This window comes from uncultured Maribacter sp., assembly GCF_963975365.1.
GTDB lineage: Bacteria > Bacteroidota > Bacteroidia > Flavobacteriales > Flavobacteriaceae > Maribacter.
In genome coordinates, this window is the sequence record NZ_CAXBGF010000015.1 from 1 (window position 1) to 17030 (window position 17030).

19 protein-coding genes and 1 pseudogene are annotated in these 17030 nt (G+C 38.1%); 3 read left to right on the forward strand and 17 right to left on the reverse strand.

The features are described 5' to 3' along the window. Positions 1-289 (reverse strand): annotated as a pseudogene (locus AACZ49_RS14995) (cupin domain-containing protein); the annotation flags it as partial. A gap of 173 nt (positions 290-462) precedes the next feature. Between AACZ49_RS14995 and AACZ49_RS15000 the strand changes: the two are divergent. After that, positions 463-1368, forward strand: coding sequence for a helix-turn-helix transcriptional regulator (locus tag AACZ49_RS15000; protein ID WP_339656622.1), 906 nt, complete (start codon positions 463-465; stop codon positions 1366-1368). Positions 1369-1480: 112 nt separating this feature from the next. On the opposite strand, the gene AACZ49_RS15005 is transcribed toward AACZ49_RS15000, so the two are convergent. Together AACZ49_RS15005 and AACZ49_RS15010 are read right to left on the reverse strand one after the other, a co-directional pair. Beyond that, positions 1481-2881: a Gfo/Idh/MocA family oxidoreductase gene (locus tag AACZ49_RS15005; RefSeq protein ID WP_339656625.1), complete on the reverse strand. Its 1401-nt coding sequence runs from the start codon at positions 2879-2881 to the stop codon at positions 1481-1483. A 22-nt stretch (positions 2882-2903) separates the two neighbouring features. Then, positions 2904-4241 carry a hypothetical protein gene (locus AACZ49_RS15010; protein ID WP_339656628.1) on the reverse strand — a complete coding sequence of 446 codons (1338 nt, stop codon included), beginning with the start codon at positions 4239-4241 and terminating at the stop codon, positions 2904-2906. A gap of 138 nt (positions 4242-4379) precedes the next feature. Here AACZ49_RS15010 and AACZ49_RS15015 point away from each other — a divergent pair, with 138 nt between their 5' ends. After that, a complete protein-coding gene (locus AACZ49_RS15015) occupies positions 4380-5111 on the forward strand; it encodes an NUDIX domain-containing protein (protein ID WP_339656631.1) in 732 nt (243 codons plus the stop codon). Positions 5112-5138: 27 nt separating this feature from the next. Here AACZ49_RS15015 and AACZ49_RS15020 read toward each other — a convergent pair whose 3' ends face one another. From AACZ49_RS15020 to AACZ49_RS15080, 13 genes are all read right to left on the reverse strand, one after another. After that, a complete protein-coding gene (locus tag AACZ49_RS15020) occupies positions 5139-5933 on the reverse strand; it encodes an alpha/beta hydrolase (protein ID WP_339656634.1) in 795 nt (264 codons plus the stop codon). Then, complete coding sequence (locus AACZ49_RS15025; RefSeq protein WP_339656635.1) at positions 5923-6153, reverse strand: alpha/beta hydrolase; 231 nt, start codon at positions 6151-6153, stop codon at positions 5923-5925. The genes AACZ49_RS15020 and AACZ49_RS15025 overlap by 11 nt, the downstream gene beginning before the upstream one ends. A 15-nt stretch (positions 6154-6168) precedes the next feature. After that, positions 6169-6762, reverse strand: a complete 594-nt coding sequence (locus AACZ49_RS15030) for an alpha/beta hydrolase (RefSeq protein ID WP_339656637.1) — start codon at positions 6760-6762, stop codon at positions 6169-6171. Positions 6763-6786: 24 nt separating this feature from the next. Next, positions 6787-7533, reverse strand: a complete 747-nt coding sequence (locus tag AACZ49_RS15035) for a family 16 glycoside hydrolase (protein WP_339656638.1) — start codon at positions 7531-7533, stop codon at positions 6787-6789. A gap of 16 nt (positions 7534-7549) precedes the next feature. Next, positions 7550-8080 (reverse strand): DinB family protein, encoded by a 531-nt coding sequence (locus AACZ49_RS15040; RefSeq protein ID WP_339656640.1) that lies wholly within the window; start codon positions 8078-8080, stop codon positions 7550-7552. A 91-nt stretch (positions 8081-8171) separates the two neighbouring features. Further along, the gene (locus tag AACZ49_RS15045; protein ID WP_339656642.1) at positions 8172-8756 is read right to left on the reverse strand and encodes a Crp/Fnr family transcriptional regulator; all 585 of its coding nucleotides are present in this window, start codon (positions 8754-8756) and stop codon (positions 8172-8174) included. A 189-nt stretch (positions 8757-8945) separates the two neighbouring features. Beyond that, on the reverse strand, positions 8946-9455 hold the full coding sequence (locus tag AACZ49_RS15050; protein ID WP_339656643.1) for a PepSY-associated TM helix domain-containing protein: 510 nt from the start codon (positions 9453-9455) through the stop codon (positions 8946-8948). Between the two features lie 29 nt (positions 9456-9484). Beyond that, on the reverse strand, positions 9485-9745 hold the full coding sequence (locus AACZ49_RS15055) for a hypothetical protein (RefSeq protein WP_339656645.1): 261 nt from the start codon (positions 9743-9745) through the stop codon (positions 9485-9487). Positions 9746-9776: 31 nt separating this feature from the next. Continuing rightward, complete coding sequence (locus AACZ49_RS15060) at positions 9777-10472, reverse strand: intradiol ring-cleavage dioxygenase (RefSeq protein WP_339656647.1); 696 nt, start codon at positions 10470-10472, stop codon at positions 9777-9779. A gap of 195 nt (positions 10473-10667) precedes the next feature. Next, the gene (locus tag AACZ49_RS15065) at positions 10668-11096 is read right to left on the reverse strand and encodes an antibiotic biosynthesis monooxygenase family protein (RefSeq protein WP_339656648.1); all 429 of its coding nucleotides are present in this window, start codon (positions 11094-11096) and stop codon (positions 10668-10670) included. A 215-nt stretch (positions 11097-11311) separates the two neighbouring features. Continuing rightward, a complete protein-coding gene (locus AACZ49_RS15070; RefSeq protein ID WP_339656650.1) occupies positions 11312-12034 on the reverse strand; it encodes an aldo/keto reductase in 723 nt (240 codons plus the stop codon). A gap of 317 nt (positions 12035-12351) precedes the next feature. Next, the gene (locus AACZ49_RS15075) at positions 12352-13332 is read right to left on the reverse strand and encodes an aldo/keto reductase (RefSeq protein ID WP_339656652.1); all 981 of its coding nucleotides are present in this window, start codon (positions 13330-13332) and stop codon (positions 12352-12354) included. Continuing rightward, a complete protein-coding gene (locus tag AACZ49_RS15080; protein ID WP_339656654.1) occupies positions 13329-14153 on the reverse strand; it encodes a hypothetical protein in 825 nt (274 codons plus the stop codon). Before AACZ49_RS15080 ends, AACZ49_RS15075 begins: the two co-directional genes overlap by 4 nt. A 163-nt stretch (positions 14154-14316) precedes the next feature. On the opposite strand from AACZ49_RS15080, the gene AACZ49_RS15085 reads away from it, so the two are divergent. After that, on the forward strand, positions 14317-15228 hold the full coding sequence (locus AACZ49_RS15085) for a helix-turn-helix domain-containing protein (RefSeq protein ID WP_339656656.1): 912 nt from the start codon (positions 14317-14319) through the stop codon (positions 15226-15228). A 325-nt stretch (positions 15229-15553) separates the two neighbouring features. On the opposite strand, the gene AACZ49_RS15090 is transcribed toward AACZ49_RS15085, so the two are convergent. After that, the gene (locus AACZ49_RS15090) at positions 15554-16783 is read right to left on the reverse strand and encodes an alpha/beta hydrolase-fold protein (RefSeq protein ID WP_339656658.1); all 1230 of its coding nucleotides are present in this window, start codon (positions 16781-16783) and stop codon (positions 15554-15556) included. Positions 16784-17030: the final 247 nt, after the last annotated feature.

The following is a 17030-nucleotide window of genomic DNA, read 5'->3' on the forward strand; positions in this document are numbered from 1 at the left end:
GCATAACTTGTACTTCCTTTCCTTTTTCTTGATAAAAACCAACTCCGTTAGTGATTAACAATTGTTGGCCATCTGGATGTAAATGCCAGTTAAGAAATGCTCCAGGCGCTGAAACCGCTTGTGCTACGCTATGTTTAAAGGTTTCATCCGCATCTACAACATGCGTAAGCCAAATATCACCGGTATGGTGTACGTTTGCCGCTTTTTCACCCATAGGAAAGATAGATTCTTGCGCAAAAGAAGTTATACTAAGGATTCCTGAAAAAAGTCCTATTAAAAATGTTCTCATTATGCAATTATTTTATTGATTTAAATTTTAAAATTACCTTTTCCAAATCTATGGAATTTTAAAAATGAAATGCTTACCACAATTACGGATTCACCTACCATTTTTACGGATTGATTCTTTGTAAATCATTTGTTCACAAAACTTTAACTAAATTCAAACAAAATATTTCAGGGATGTCCAACACAAAAGATTTGATAAAGGTCGATGATTATTGTTCCAAATTTAACCTGGCAACCTTACACCCACTTGTTAGTGTTCATGACCTATCTGAAGGGAGTTGGACTAATGGGGAACATGCAGAGGCCGTTCGATATCATTTTTACGGTGTTTTTTTGAAACAAGGAGAGGGATGTATATTGAAATATGGGCGCCAAAACTATGATTACCAAGATGGGACATTGGTATTTCTTGCTCCAGGACAAGTGGTAAACGTGGCACATATTGATAAAGACTTTAAACCCTCTGGGTATGCCCTGCTATTTCATCCTGATTTATTATGGAATACCAACTTGGGTAAAACAATATCCAACTATTCTTATTTTTCCTATCAATTCCATGAAGCCTTGCATATTTCCCAAAAAGAACGCGAACTGATTTTGGATTTGTTCGAGAAGATACAAAATGAACTATCACAGGGGATAGACAGACATAGTAAAGAGCTGGTAGTTGCCAATATAGAACTCTTTTTAAAATACTGCATCCGTTTCTATGACCGTCAGTTCATTACAAGGGAAAAAGAAAATCTAAGTGTTATTGAACAATTCGAGGCTTCCCTAAGCTCCTACATACAATCGGGAAAAGCAAAGGAATTAGGTACGCCATCGGTCAGTTATTTTGCTGAAGAACAACATCTGTCCCCGAATTATTTTGGAGATCTGATCAAGAAAGATACCGGCAAAAGTGCCAATGACCATATACAGGATACCCTTGTTCAAGCAGCGAAACAAAAAATATTCGAACCCGATAAATCTTTAAGTGAAATAGCATACGAACTTGGATTTAAATACCCGCAACATTTCACAAGACTCTTCAAGAAAAAGGTGGGATATACCCCTCAGGAGTACCGGATGTTGAATTAATACGCTATTTCGAGGAATACAAGGTCGATAATCTACGTGACTAATGGTCAAAATGTAAAAAGGGCAACCTGCAGATTGCCCTTTTTAAGTATACTTTTCGTAAACTTTACTTTTACACCAGTTTCATGGTATTGGGGTCCCAGTGCATTATTTTTTTACTGAAATAACTTTCGTTACAGGCCAATGCCGGTGCGGCGGCCCTAAAACCAAACTCGGCATCTTCCACTACTTTTTTGCCTGTGCGTACCGCATCAAAGAAATTGGTAAAATGGTCTAAGTGGTCACTATAACCCTCTGGTGCTTTGTAAATAATGTCACCTTGTGGGATTCTACCTTTTTGTATAGCCGTCCATTTAGCATCGTACTCGGTTTGCATTTTATCCTGCATTTCTTTCGAAAAAGTAAATAATGAATCATACCCGCCAAAGCCTGGCGCTTCGGGCATTTTATTACGTTTTAGGGTAATATCACTTCCGTTGATTAAAATGACCCCTTCCGAACCTACCAATTGAATGACTTCGCGGCCACCCGTGCCACTAATGAAGTTTACCTGTAAGTTCAATTGAAAGGCAGGATGCTCTGGACTATCGGGATATTGCATGACTCCGGACATTACATCGGGCATGTTTCTGCCATCGTTCCAATAACTGAATTGCCCAGTACTATAAATATCCTTTGGACCTTTAGAGTTGGTTATAAAATGGGTGCCACTTAACAAATGTATGTAGAGGTCACCCGCAACACCGGTACCAAACTCTTTATAGGCGCGCCACCAAAAGAATTTTTTGGCATCGAATTCCATTTTTTCGGTTTGTTCCACATATTTGTCCCAACTGGTGGTTTCTGGGCTGGCATCGGCAGGAATCGTGTATTCCCAAGCACCAATAGAACTTTGCCTGTCCCAAGCGGCATTGACCATGTTTAATTTGCCAATGGCACCGTCGGCCAATAATTCTTTTGCCTTGGCATACCCAACACTACTTACACGCTGGCTACCTATCTGTAAGACTTTATTTGATTTTTTTGCAGCTTCCATTACGGAATATCCTTGGTCAATTTTATAGACCATAGGTTTTTCCAGGTATACGTGCTTTCCTTTAGCAAGTGCATCTAAGGTAATTTTTGAATGCCAGATATCGGTAGTACAGATGAGTACGGCATCAATGTCTTCTCGATCCAAAATATCCATATAGTTTTTGGTGGTGAACAGTTCTTTTCCAAATTGCTCTTGGGCGTTCACCAATCTTCCGGCATATAGGTCGCAAATGGCCACCAATTCTACACCGGGAACCCTTAGTGCGGTGGCTAGGTCAAAATGACCTTGTACCCCATAACCGATTACCCCGATACGAACGGTATCATTGGCCGTAAAATTTTTATTATATCGAAGTATACGCTCCTCCGCTTTTTCTTGTGCCGCAAAGGATGTGAAAGGTACTGCTGCTGTTGCTAAAGTTGTGGCGCCTAGTTGTTTTAAAAACGAACGTCTTTTATTACTGTTGTCTTTATACATTAGTATAATTTTAAATTGATGATTAATTAATCGAGTAGCTTACAAAAGCAATTTTTTTACTGTCGGGACTCCAAGAAGGTACGTTTATAGTGCCTTGTCCGCCAAAGAAAACCGGTGTTATGTCCTTAATTTCTTTAGTTTCAATATCCATTAATCTCAATTTTACTTGCTTGCCGAATAAATGGTTTTGTTTTTCATCCGAAGTATAGGCTATGTATACGATGTATTTGCCGTCTGGGGAAGGGTGCGGAAACCAGTTTGAGTTTTCGTCGAAGGTTAATTGCTCTGGTCTAGAGCCATTGGCACGCATTCTCCAAATTTGCATATATCCTGTACGGTACGAATTAAAATAGATGTATTTACCATCAGGCGAATAATCCGGACCATCGTCCAAACCATCTGTTTTGGTCAAACGTTTTTCTTTTCCACCGTTAATGCCAATGGTATAAATGTCAAAATTTCCATTGCGTTCACCAGTATAGGCAACCGTCTTACTATCGGGTGTCCAACCATGCAGAAAAGACATTACTTCCGGAGTAAGTCTTTTGGGTTTACCACCTTCAATGGGCATTATATATACAGCAGATTTATAGGCTTTTGGGGAGGGGTCATTTTGGTCTACATGGCTTATGCCCAACCACTTATTATCAGGAGAAATTACATGATCATTATTGTTTTTATCGGCAAAACCACTGTCCAATACTTTTAATTCTTTGCTATCAAGGTCTAGGGTATGCAATTTCCCTTTACTATTTACAATTAAATAATTGTTCGGATGCCAATTTGGGGCTTCATAAAGAACGGGGACCGACAGAACTGTTTCGATTAATCCCGAAGTAATATCCACGGTTTGTATATAACTGGTGGTATCAATTTTGGCTCCTTCTTTTTTAGGGTTAAAAGAGTGCGCAGATTGCCCCACCAATTTCCATTGGTTATCTACTTTTTCCAACATACGCATTTCGTACGTATGGTTTTCCTTCCCAAATTTATCAATGGCAACTTCATCGTGGCTAACCCATGCACTCTTCTCATAAATACCTATTTTATGGTTGGTGTGTATGACCATACCCCCATTACCAAATATTTCCTTGGGTGGAGTCTTCATAAAGGAAGCAGGAATATTCATGACATTACCATCTTTTGATGAGGACATAATTCTACCATAAGGCCTCTCTTGCCAAGAAGAAGTAAAACCTTCTAGATCGCCCATGCGCCAGGCGAGTCCTTCTTTTTGTAATAGTTTAATTATTTGAAGGGAATCCGAGGTGTTCTGTGCTTTCACTTCCTCTGTGGTTATCAAAAAAAATATGCTAAAAATAATGCCCAATAACAATCTATGGAGTAACGATAATTTCATTTAAGTTGATTTTAAGTTGTTCGAGTGAAACGAATATAATCTTTATTTTCTATAAAATAGATAATAGTTATAAAATTTTGAATCCCTACAAGTTTCATCCTAAAAAATACCCTTAAGTTTGTACTACAGAATCTTTTCATGAAAAAAATAGTTGTTACAGATTACCTGCCAAACCTATCAATCGACTGTGTTATTTTTGGATATAAAAACAAAGAATTAAAAGTGCTTATTTCTAAACTCTCTTATGGAAATAATTTGTGGGCCTTACCAGGTGGTTACGTTTTAAAGAGAGAAAGTACAGATACCGCTGCTGCAAGAATTTTACAAGAGAGAACTGGCTTGAGCGATATTTATCTAGATCAGTTTCGAGTGTTCGGTGGGGAAAATCGCATCATTGGCAGTCCACACAAAAATGAAATACTAGAGGCATTAAAAACCTTGGAAGGAAACAATTTTGACAAAAAAACGATTGATTGGGTGACCGATAGGTTTGTTTGTGTTGGATATTATGCATTGGTAGATATTGATAAAGTAACTCCAAAAACCGGAGGGTTGGAAAAACAATTACAATGGGAAAGTATAATGGATTTACCTAAAATGACACACGATCATAATGAAATTGTTACCTACGCCATAAAAGCATTACGCCAAAATCTGGATGAAAAACTAATAGGCTTTAATCTTCTGCCAGATGAGTTTACCATGAAAGAGGTAAAACAATTGTATGAAGTAGTGTATAATAAAACGTTTCCTATGAATAATTTTCAAAAGAAAATATTGGCGCTTAATGTGTTGGAGCGTTTGGGCAAAAAATTTACGGGGGCGCAAAACAGGGCGCCATTTATGTATCGGTTTCTAAAGGACCAATAATTGGTTTTGATGAGCTTGAAACATAATTTAACTTATGTGCCTAATAAATTGGCAAGTTGCCTCCAAAATTAATTCTGGAGACTCCTTATGAGGGGAATGGCCTATTTTAGGAATTATGAGCTTCTGGGAAAGACCGACCGTATTATCAACAATACTTTGTACCTGTTTTAATGTACCATATTCATCCTCTTCTCCTTGGATGACCAAGACAGGACAAACGATATTCTTCAAATAAGATTCGATGTTCCAATCTTTAAAATCTTCCCGTAACCAAGTTTTGGACCATGCCATGAACATGGCTTCGGTCTTGTCTCCATGGTATTTTATCAATCTCGTTTTTAAGTCGGTCGTTTTATATAATTCAACCGCCTCCTCAATACCTTTTATGGTTATATCCTCTACAAAAACATGCGCACCCTCGGAGAGTATCGCTTTAACCTTATCCGGATATTTGGCTGCCATTAAAAGGGCAATGGAACCACCATCACTATGGCCAAAAAGCACTGCATTTTCAATTCCCCAATAAACCATAAGGTCATTTAAAATATCGGCCTCAATTTCCATATAGTCAAGTCCGCGAATGTTCGACATAAAAGGACATGATTTTCCATATCCCAGACGGTCGTATACGATAACATTGCAGTTTAGTACTTGGCCCAGTTTCTGGAGAAAATCCCTCCAAAGCGCAATACAACCTAAAGAATCGTGTAAAAACACAAGTGTGGACTTCTTTGGGTCACCATCAAATTTTATCCAACAAATGGAGTCTATCAATGGTAATCCAAAAGAAGCTGTGTATTCATTTTTGTGCTTATCGTTCATTTTCCAAAGCCGACAAAAATGGGTGTATGCTCGCCCAAACCGCATCAAAGTTTTCCATGAAAACTACGTGCCCCGTGTTGGCGATAATGGCCAATTGACTATTGGGAATCATTTGATATGCCGCTATGACGGTAGCCAATGGGGCATTCCTATCAAGTTCCCCGGCCATGACCAGAACAGGGCATTGGATGCTGTTGAACAATTCTTTGCTTGCTGTCATGGTATTGTAAAAATACTACATATCGCTCCAGAATGCTTCCAGCCTTTGGGGCTCTGGCATTAGTTTTTTCTTTTCTTTCCAAAACTCATTATCAGAATTGAACGGCCCTCCGGTAAAGACGACTTTTCGCAAACCGGGAACCTGTTCCCCTGCACCGATAGCAATCAGTTTTTTGACCCGTTCTGGAAACATGCTAGCCACCTTATAACTCGTATAGGCCCCATCACTAAACCCCAGGATGGTTACACTATCCTTGGTTATAGCATTGATAACGGCCATAACATCATTGGCCTTTAATTCGTACGTAATGGTTTCCGTGCCTATTTCAGATTTGCCGTGGCCACGGGTAGCCATGGCAATAACTTTATAACTGGGTTTTAGCTTTTCAATAAACCCTGCCATTTCATCGATATAACCCATAATGCCCCCATGCAGCAAGACAATGGGTTCTCCTTCACCATACGTTTCATAGTAGATTCTTGCATCGCCCAATTGAACATGTTGACCGGCAAGGTCATTGTTTCCGTAGGGAATCTTATCATTTTGCGCCACACTTAATATTGAGAAAAGTAGGGAGAAAACAAGTGGTAATCGAAGTATCTTTTTCATAAAATATTGCCTAAAACTGTTATGCTAAATATCATCAATCTTTTCCTTATTTTCCTTTTCTTTTTTAAAGGCACGTTTGGTAACTTTTAAATCTCTAAAGTAGCCAATTGTACCAATATCTACATACAATCCTAAGTAACCTTTCTTGTTTTTCCCTAACATCTTATTTACAATAAAGGACGAATATTTCATATCATTGATAAACATTTCGGCAGTTTCTCCATTAACTTCAATTCTCATTGTAATCCATTCATTAAGGGTTACAGGAGCAGAACCTTCATATGTTCCCGCTGGAAAATCATCTCGCAAGGTTTGAAATTTATAATCAGGATATGAGAAATATTGTACAGCATGGTTTCTCGCATACTGGTTATTGATCCTACCTACCTTGGGACGCAAATAAATGGATTCAAAGGCTGAATCATCTTCCTTTATTCTAAAATATACCCCTATAAATCCAGCTGCAGGTGCATACGGGGATGGATTTTGAATCTGGCTGTACATTTTCACTTCTATGGTACCGTTTTCAAAATCATCTAACCCAACAAGACGGGCATAGTGCGTTTCATCCACAGTTTCTTCCAATCTATCGGCATCGAAGGGAAGCGCCTCTAGATCACGCTCAATCTTCAACACTTTTTTACCTTGAAATTTAATAATGGAGCCTGTAACGTTATGTAGTTCGAATTCTTGGCTTTTTAGCTTTAAGGTCTGCGAAACTGCTCCTATGGTCCATAAACCTAAAAAGAGTAATAGTATATACTTTTTCATGTTTCCTTTCTTTCAATTAAAATAATTTCTCATTTGGCGGGGTTGCACCAACAAGCCTTATGTAAATAGTTGTTTGGCCCCTGTGGTGTGTTTGATGCTCAAATAGTTTTGATAAAGCTTGACCTTTAGTCAGTTCAAACCTACCAAAAAGCGTCACTTGTTCTGATAGTTGTTCATCGTTCAACGCTTTTAAGCCAGAGATTACAAAATCGTATCCCGCGGTCACCAATTTGGTCACATTTTCCTTGGAAGTATCCGTGCTTTTTTCGGATTCTCCCATACCAACAGGGCTTTCGATACCCGTGACCGTTGCTGTGAATCCATAATTGGCATCTGTAAGGTGTAGCATCTGCTCTGCAAAAGAACGCACTTCCGGTGTTGCCTTAAAATTAAATTTATCGGCTGGCATGACTTCTAAATATTCAAGGGAATATGCTTTTGCACGTTCCCAATCTTGAACAAGATTGTCTATTTGCGATTGGGCATTAGAGATAAAGGAGCATCCTAAAAGGATTAATAGGGCAATAATTGGAGTTTTTAGTTGCATGTCAAAATTATTATAGTGTTTGTGAGGTACAAATATCCAATAGTTGCTTTATTACTACCCTTAAACTAGTTTAAGAAATGAAGATGATGTATTATTTCCCCAAGATGATTTCCTTGCGGATCGTACTTAAAAATTCGGGAGTAATGCCTAAATAGGAAGCTATTTGGGTGTTGGGTAATCGAGTGGCCAAATGCGGATATTTCTCATGGAAATAAGTATACCGTTGCTGTGCCGTAGAACTTATGTTTTGAAAAACCCTGTTTTGAAGCTCTACGTATTTTTCTTCGGTAATCACTTTAAAGATACGATCCAGTTTGGGGATATTTAAATATAGATGGTACAGGTCCTGTTGTGCAATTTGAATGATTTCCGAAGGTTCAATGGCTTGAATATTAGATACTCCCGGCGTGGTGTCGTGAAAGCTAGTAATATCGGAAATCCAATCGTTCTCCGCTGCAAAAAGAATATTATGCTCCTTTCCGGTTGGGTCAATACCATAAAGGCGAAGTACTCCTTTTACCACAAAAGTGTAATATCTGCAAATTTCTCCTGTAACCATTATATGCTCCCGACGTTTAAGTCTTCGCCGCGAAATCCTGTCTTCGATCAAGGAAATTTCTGCTTCCTCAAAAGGGAGGTAGGTTTTAAAATGTGCAATTAAAGGTTCGGATTTCATTATCGAAAAGTACATCTTTTTCGGTTCATTAAAAGCTATGTCTTTCTATCTGTTTTATTTTAAGCTCAACATACCTTCAAGAATTTTGTGCAATTTTTAATCTGACCCAATATTCTCTTATAACAGAAAGTCCTGTTCTAATGAAAAGAACAGGACTTTCTGTTATAAAAAAGTAAAAAGTTCAGGTGTTTACACAAAAAATAATATAATGGTCAGTAGAAATCCTGCCCCGGCGAAATACAGTCCCTTTTTATAAATGGGTGCACTGGGCCTGAACATGAAAAAAGCCGAGATTGAAAAGAACAACAATGCGATTCCGAAGAAAATACCCAACCAAAAGAAAGGGTTGCCAGAATGCATTTTGTGTAGATTGTTCATTTTTTCAAGAACTATCGGTAATTTTTTTTCGGTGTACGATGCTTCCCCAGTAGCTTTGTTATAGGTACCGCCTTGAAAATATACAACGTCTCCTTCTGTTTTATCCGCTTTAAAGCCACGTCTTCGTAAAGCCATACCCAACGCATCTCCTTCTAAATTGGCTTCCAGGGTACTATTTACTTGAACCTCGCTTTTCATATAGTCCGTATTCCTGAAGGTGAGTACTATACCACTTATGGCATAGACCGCCATGATACCGGCTAAAAAGAATCCTAAGTATCTATGAAATTCCCTGAACGTGTTTTCTGATTTTCTTCCCATGTTTTAAAAATTTTAAAAGTTGTTGATGTTTAATTATTGATTTGATTGTTTTTAGGATTATCCGTATCGATAAAATTTTCAATTTCGATACTTTTAAGGACTTTAATGTTTTTAACTGTTCGTAAGAATTTTAAAACCAATTGTTTGTGGGTTTCTTGTTTTAGTTTGAAATAGACCGTATGTACAAATTTTCCTGAATTTGTATGGTCATCATCAGTTTTTTCATGGGCAAATACCATTACAGCTGAACCAAATACTGCCAACAATACTAATTTTAATTTTTGTGTCATGACCTATAAATTATATAAATCTTGTTGTCATTTATATAGTTACCACGACTGCTTTTTCTAGTATAAAGCCATCAATAATATTGCCTGAAACCTTATCTGCCATATTCTGATCTAGACTATTACTAAATATCCCATCCCTGGTATTACGAACATAACCGGTCCCCTGATAATTTTCAGAAGCATATACCGTATCACATATATTTTCTGGCAAAGCGACCTGGGTAACCAATACAGATTTAGCTTTTGAAGTTAAAACTTCTAAATGAATATGAGGTGCACGTCCCGGATAATACCCAGGAAAAATACTGATGAACGATACCGTGCCATTGGCATCGGTGGTTTGTCTACCCCTTAAAAAATGCTTTTGTGTCAAATCCGTTTGTTGCATTCTAATGCCTCCATATTCGGAATAATTCCCTTGGTTATCACAATGCCAGATATCTACCAATGCGTTCTTCAAAGGCTCACAACCGGAATTCTTGTCCAAAACGGTTAGGCTAATTAACAGAGGGACACCTTTTCGGTCGCCGATAATATTTTCACGAACATAGTCCGCAGGAGTTTTGTTGGGAAATGGACCTTTAGTTTCACGGGGCGAAACATTACAATCCTCTGAATTTATATCTTGTCCGATTGTGCTTTTTTTATGTGTATTGGCAAATCCTGTCAAAGCGACAACACCTCCTAAACTAACCAGTCCCTTTATCAAAAAATCCTTCCGCTTCATTTCCTTAAAAGTATTACTCCAGTTCTTGGCACTAGTTATTTATTGTATTTAGCGGTCAGTTTGACCTTGAATTTTAAAAAAGGTTTAATTGCGTCAAAAATATTTATTAACATTCCCTAACTTTTAAAGAAACCAAGGTTGTTTTAAAACAATAAATTCTTTACTTGGTAATATTAGCATTGTTGGTGTCAGTAATCATTGGTTTAATTTTTGGAAAATCATTGGCATAGATTGAGCGTCTATAGCACTCATTTCAATAAGTTTCAAATCCTTTACCATCTTCAAAGTAGCTATTTTATATTCTAGAAAATGGGGTGTTTTCAGATGTGCCTCATAGTCTTCCTTACTGGCATAAATCTCCAATAACCGTATTTGTGTGGGGGCCTCCGCTTTAAACATGGGGTAAATACAGATAACCCCTGCTTCTAGCCTAACGGATGCTTCCGACTCTTCTTTGAGTATTGCAATATATTCATCCAGGTAATTTGAATCGATTTCGATTTCGGCGATGCGTACCATCATATTACTGGTTTTTTTTGCGGTTTTAGTTTGTGCGAATGTGCTGCAGGTAGTCACCAATAAAATTATTAGAAGCACGGATAAATTTATTTTAATTTGAGTCATTGTAGTTCTATTTGAAATCTTGTTTATGGCAATTTATAAAAAATCAGTCGGTAAGTCTTAGTCCTTTCTAACCATGTAAGGACTTACTTGGGTATGCTTTCTAAAGAAGTTGCTAAAATAATATTGGATTACATTAATGCAAGAATGCCTTTAACCCAAACATCACCATTATTAGCAATAACAGCTAGGTTTTAATATTCTACATCTTCAATACTCTATAATTTACGTTCCCCCAGCCACTTCACCATAGTAGGATCTCTGTGGTCAAAAAAGCTACTGGTATTCATATCCAATAATTTAATTGCATCCATATCCTCGTTGGAAAGTTCAAAATCGAAAATATCAATATTCTCCCTCATCCTTTCTTTTCTTACCGATTTTGGTATGGCCACCACACCACGTTGGATTAGCCATTTCAACACTACTTGGGCTATTGATTTATTATATTTTTTCCCGATACCGGATAACAGTTCATTGGAAAAAAGGTCATTTCTTCCTTCGGAAAAAGGGGCCCATGACTCTATCTGAATATTTTGTTCCTCTAAGAATTTTTGGGTTTCCAGCTGTTGATGAAATGGATGGGTCTCTATTTGGTTCACAGCAGGTGTTATTTCATTGTGAAGTATAAGGTCCATCACCCTATCCGGATGAAAATTACTTACGCCAATAGCCCTAATCTTACCCGCTTTGTACAATTCTTCCATAGCTCGCCAAGAACCATATACATCGCCATAGGGCTGGTGTATGAGATAAAGGTCCAAATAATCAAGTTGCAGTTTATCCAAAGATTCCTGAAATGCCTTTCTAGTACCTTCATACCCGTTAGACTGGATCCACAGTTTTGTGGTGACAAATAACTCTTCTCTGGAAACACCACTTTTTTTAATGGCATTGCCAACGGCTACCTCATTACCATAGGATGCGGCCGTATCTATCAATCGATAACCTACTTCTTGGCATCCATAACACTACGCTCGCATTCGGTAAAATCACTGATTTGGAATACGCCAAAACCTAGAAACGGCATTTTTATTCCATTGTTCAACAAGATCATTTTCATATGTTGCTATTTTTAATTGTTTTGAAAAGAAGTAAATATTTTTATGCTATCGAAGATATCTATCAATGTTGATAAATGTCTTACCCTAATTACGGATTCACATACATTAATTACACTAAGCTTTTCTAAAGACTCAAAATATTCATTCCCCTATTTTAAGTTTGCAATTGCAATCTTTAGAAAATGGCAGGCCTATTATTCGTCTATCATTTTCTGCGCACTTTCAGGGTATCTTTCTCCTTGAACCTCAATTTTAGAGCTCGCTTTCTCAATTTTAATAAGTTCGTCGGTGGTAAAAGATACGGAGGCTGCCCCCAAGTTTTCTTCCAAACGATGCTGTTTGGTGGTTCCAGGTATGGGAACAATCCATTCGTGTTGTGCCAATACCCAAGCCAATGCCAATTGTGCGGGCGTAATTTCCTTTTCTTGGGCAATTTCTTCGATCAGGTCTACTACAACTTGGTTAGCCGCCATAGACCCAGGGCTGAACCTTGGCACACTACTCCTAAAATCGGTACTGTCAAAGGTCGTGTCCTTAGTCATTTTTCCCGTCAAAAAGCCTTTGCCCAATGGGCTAAAAGGAACAAAACCGATTCCTAATTCCTGTAAGGTGTCAAAGGTTTTTTCCTCTGGTTCTCGCCACCATAACGAATATTCGCTCTGTAGTGCGGTAACCGGTTGAATAGCATGTGCTTTCCTAATGGTAGAGGCACTAGCTTCCGACAGCCCAAAATGATGCACTTTCCCCTCAATTATTAAATCTTTTACGGTACCGGCAACCTCTTCAATGGGCACATTGGGGTCCACACGATGTTGATACAATAAATCTATGGTTTCTAGCTGTAACCGTTGCAAAGATGCGTCCACCATGTCTCGAATATTGTCTGGATGGCTGTTCAAGCCCATTGGTTTACCATCTGAATATCCAAACCCAAACTTGGTGGCTATTTTTACCCGATTTTTAAAAGGTTTTAATGCCTTCCCAACTAGTTCTTCATTGATATAAGGGCCGTAGATTTCCGCTGTATCAAAAAAAGTAACACCCATATCCACTGCCCTATGGATCAATGTAGTCATTTCTTTTACATTTTTGGCAGGACCGTAACCGAAGCTCATTCCCATACAACCGAGGCCAATTTCAGAAACTTCTAGACTACCTAATTTTCTCGTTTTCATTGTGCTACTTTTTTTGTTCGCTTAGTTCTGTTGCCCCCAAAACTATAATTCAAGGATACATTCCATATAAAATCATCTTCAGGAGAAATTTGGGTATCAATGGCCTTGTTCAATATGGAAGAAATTGATAGGGGAAAATCCTTTTTTGCCAAGGTGATAAAAGCTACGGCATAATAGCCTTGATCGTCATCTAAAGTAAGATAATATACCTGAGGTGATAAATTGAAGTATAGCTTTTCTGAAATATGAAGATTTGTAAAAGAGGAATTTAAGACGAAAAAATTTGATGTTTTAATACCTTCGTCAAAGCCTTGACCTCTTAGGTAATACATTCCCACATTCACTTTTTTCGAAATTTTGTAGTTGGGAACAATCTCGGCAGCTATATAGCGCCGCGTCTCCATAAGTTCCTCTGCTTGCCCGTCCCTAAGGATGCCCACAGTTCTAAAATTTAGTGCAGGATGCGCACCTATGCGTAAGGAAAAACGTTCCTTTTGAAAAGCTTTATAGCGAAACCAAAATAGAAAAGACCAGGGTTTACCTTCCAAAGCAAATCGCATATCGGGTTCAAAACTGAATTTACCTTTAGTTAATTTAAAATCAAAAATAGCCGCAGGATCACCCAAGGAAAATGACGGCACCAATGAAATACCATTATGGGTAACCGTGGCGGTTCCACTAAAATCGTCTAAGAATGGTTTGTTTTCCGTTTCTTGACCGTTTATAAAAATTGGGGTTGTTAAAATCAGGTATAAAATAAACGCTTGTAGTGAATATGGCAGTTGTGGCATTGATCGTCTACTATTTAATGATGAATACATTTTTAGTTTTTTCTAAAATTAGGTTGAACAAAAATATTGTATGGGAATGGTACATTTAATACCCATATTACTGATTTACCTACCATTATTACCGTTTTTGCAAAAGTCGTTTGAACAACTGGTAATCAATCGCTTATCTTTATTGTAAATAGTTCACCATCGCATGAAAAATATCTTAAATATCAATAAAGTAGGAGATTATCTTTCACTAAGAAAACAAGAGGTGTTACACCCATTGGTAGGTGTAATCGATTTTAAGGACGTGGAAGAGGAAGCTCAAGTAATCTCTAATTTTGATGGCCTAAGATTTAATTGTTATGCCGTCTTCATAAAGGATGCCAAGGGTTGCAAATTAAAATATGGAGGAAAGGACTACGATTACGATGAGGGTACTTTGGTTTTTTTAGGTCCCGAGCAGGTTGTAGCCCTATCATATGATAGACCTAACTATAGACCAAAGGGTTATGTTCTACTTTTTCATCCTGATCTATTACTAGGTACTGAATTGGGCCGAAAAATTCAAGAATATAATTTTTTCTCTTATTCCGTAACGGAAGCCCTGCACCTTTCAGCCAAAGAACGCAAGATGCTATTGAGTTTACTCGAGAAAATTCAATATGAACTTGAACAGAATTTAGACAAGCATAGTAGAAAGCTGATTGTAAGTAATATTGAACTCTTTTTGGACTATTGTATGCGTTTTTATGACCGTCAGTTCTTAACCCGTGAGCTTGAGAATGTCGGCTCCATGGAAAAATTCGATGACTTATTGAACGATTATTTTGCATCGGAAAAGCCACAAGAACATGGTACACCTTCCGTATTTTATTTTGCAGAGCGACTACACTTGTCGCCCAACTATTTTGGGGATTTGGTAAAAAAGGAAACCGGGAAATCGGCCCAGGAGTATATCCAAAACAAATTGATAGAAGTTGCCAAGGAAAGGGTGTTCGATACATCAAAATCCGTTAGCGAAATAGCGTTTGAACTTGGTTTTAAATATCCACAGCATTTTACAAGGTTGTTCAAACAACGTGTAGGACATTCGCCTAGTGAATTTAGGCATTTGAATTGACATATTTAATAAGGAGACTCCCTATAAAATGGTACTAGGAAAGGCTGTTTTTTACTCTTTTCACAGGTATGATCAAAGGGATTAAAGTTTGAATACCATCTTCATTAAAAACATAAACATAAGCATCCTTAGCATGTTCTATTGACCTGAATGAACAAGCCTCCCGCCCATCTTTGGTCATTTCAAGTTGTAAGTATCCGTTCTCTAAAAAAAAACAATTCTTCAAAAAGGCGTAGAGTTACTTGCGCTATAACCTAACTTTTTGAAGAATTGTTCCCCAAACTAATGTATTTGGAGTGCTTGTCGCGTCTAAGACAGCTTCCGTTTATTTAAATAACATGGGGGCAAATTCAGAAAGATAAATTCGCCAGTTGGTCCAAGTGTGCCCGCCGGTACTTTCTCTATAGGTATAATTAAAATCCTGCTTGTCCAATTCCTCGCGCATGGTCACTACACTTTCATATAGAAAGTCATCCTTCCCGCAGGCAATCCAGTATAATTTTGGATTTACTTCTTTAAGTGCCAAGATTTGCTGTGCCCGTTTCGAGTGGTCCACTTCAATTCCGAATCGGCTCAAATCAGCAAAACCCATACTCATCACACCGATATAATTGAACAGTTCTGGGTTTTCAAAAGAGGTATTCATGGTTTGCAAGCCTCCCATACTCAATCCTGTAAGGGCGCGGTTTGCCTTATCGGTTTTTGCCCTAAAATTAGTTTCGATATAAGGAATCACATCGTGTACCAAACTTTTTTCAAATAGCATACTGGCCATGCCTCTTCCCGACTGATCTACATTTGGCAATTTAGGTGTTACCGTTAAGGCAGCGGCTTGTGACGGATTACCGTTGGTCATTACCACGATCATGGGTTCTGCCTTACCACTGTTAATAAGGTTGTCTAAAATAGTGGGTGCCACACCAAGGGTAGGCCATGCTTCCTCATCACCACCACCTCCATGAAGTAAATAAAGAACAGGATAATTTTCATTTGATGAATGATAACCCGGCGGAGTGTACACAAACATTCGTCGGGTAAGGCTTAAGGTAGGGGAATCGTACCAAATTACATGTACACTCCCTTTTGGACCTGTTTTGGCCCAATAAAGGTCTGAAGCTTCCCCAGGAACGTAAAGTAAACTTTCCGTTCTGAAAGTTCCGTCACGGGCCACTTTCAAGTTGGAAGGATCCAAAGTATTAACATCATCGACCAAAAATGTATATCCGTACAGCTCTGGTGCCAGCGGTAAGACCTCGGCCGACCATACCCCCTGATCGTCTTTGGTAAGATCTACGGTTTGTCTTATCATGCCTTGTTCACCGTTGGGAACCATCGGCATCCAATTTCCAGAAAGACCTACTTTTTCGGCCTTAGGTGCCTTTATGCGAAAGACAACAGAATTGTCATCTTTTAATTCGGGTGAGACCAAACGCTCCGTTTGACCAACTTCTTGGGCAAAACTATAAGATGAGATTGCTAGTAGAGATAAAAAAAGGAATCTCCTTTTTACTGCCTTGTTACTAACTATTTTTATGCCTTTAACGAGTTGGTACATATTGCTATTGGTTTTTAGAAATAATTATATTGATGAAATCTTCATTAATTAAATAGTGGTTGTGAATAAATGGACAGGTACTTTCGCCTATTGTCATAAGTATTGCCACCAATGGTCTAAAGAAATTCCTTTTGCATTCCAATATTATTTATTTTTTTCTGAAATAGGTATTTAATTTTAGGATTATTTCTTTGTCGGCTTTTCTGATATCCGTTCTAAAGAAAATAAATTTAGTCCTATACTGTAA

Bases quoted from the DNA above. Each gene is read 5' to 3' on its own strand.
- AACZ49_RS15035 (WP_339656638.1), bottom strand. From the start codon at position 7,533: ATGAAAAAGTATATACTATTACTCTTTTTAGGTTTATGGACCATAGGA.
- AACZ49_RS15010 (WP_339656628.1), bottom strand. From the start codon at position 4,241: ATGAAATTATCGTTACTCCATAGATTGTTATTGGGCATTATTTTTAGC.
- AACZ49_RS15020 (WP_339656634.1), bottom strand. From the start codon at position 5,933: ATGAACGATAAGCACAAAAATGAATACACAGCTTCTTTTGGATTACCA.
- AACZ49_RS15080 (WP_339656654.1), bottom strand. From the start codon at position 14,153: ATGTATTCATCATTAAATAGTAGACGATCAATGCCACAACTGCCATAT.
- AACZ49_RS15030 (WP_339656637.1), bottom strand. From the start codon at position 6,762: ATGAAAAAGATACTTCGATTACCACTTGTTTTCTCCCTACTTTTCTCA.
- AACZ49_RS15000 (WP_339656622.1), top strand. From the start codon at position 463: ATGTCCAACACAAAAGATTTGATAAAGGTCGATGATTATTGTTCCAAA.
- AACZ49_RS15085 (WP_339656656.1), top strand. From the start codon at position 14,317: ATGAAAAATATCTTAAATATCAATAAAGTAGGAGATTATCTTTCACTA.
- AACZ49_RS15005 (WP_339656625.1), bottom strand. From the start codon at position 2,881: ATGTATAAAGACAACAGTAATAAAAGACGTTCGTTTTTAAAACAACTA.
- AACZ49_RS15050 (WP_339656643.1), bottom strand. From the start codon at position 9,455: ATGGGAAGAAAATCAGAAAACACGTTCAGGGAATTTCATAGATACTTA.
- AACZ49_RS15025 (WP_339656635.1), bottom strand. From the start codon at position 6,153: ATGACAGCAAGCAAAGAATTGTTCAACAGCATCCAATGCCCTGTTCTG.
- AACZ49_RS15060 (WP_339656647.1), bottom strand. From the start codon at position 10,472: ATGAAGCGGAAGGATTTTTTGATAAAGGGACTGGTTAGTTTAGGAGGT.
- AACZ49_RS15040 (WP_339656640.1), bottom strand. From the start codon at position 8,080: ATGCAACTAAAAACTCCAATTATTGCCCTATTAATCCTTTTAGGATGC.
- AACZ49_RS15015 (WP_339656631.1), top strand. From the start codon at position 4,380: ATGAAAAAAATAGTTGTTACAGATTACCTGCCAAACCTATCAATCGAC.
- AACZ49_RS15045 (WP_339656642.1), bottom strand. From the start codon at position 8,756: ATGAAATCCGAACCTTTAATTGCACATTTTAAAACCTACCTCCCTTTT.
- AACZ49_RS15065 (WP_339656648.1), bottom strand. From the start codon at position 11,096: ATGACTCAAATTAAAATAAATTTATCCGTGCTTCTAATAATTTTATTG.
- AACZ49_RS15055 (WP_339656645.1), bottom strand. From the start codon at position 9,745: ATGACACAAAAATTAAAATTAGTATTGTTGGCAGTATTTGGTTCAGCT.
- AACZ49_RS15090 (WP_339656658.1), bottom strand. From the start codon at position 16,783: ATGTACCAACTCGTTAAAGGCATAAAAATAGTTAGTAACAAGGCAGTA.
- AACZ49_RS15075 (WP_339656652.1), bottom strand. From the start codon at position 13,332: ATGAAAACGAGAAAATTAGGTAGTCTAGAAGTTTCTGAAATTGGCCTC.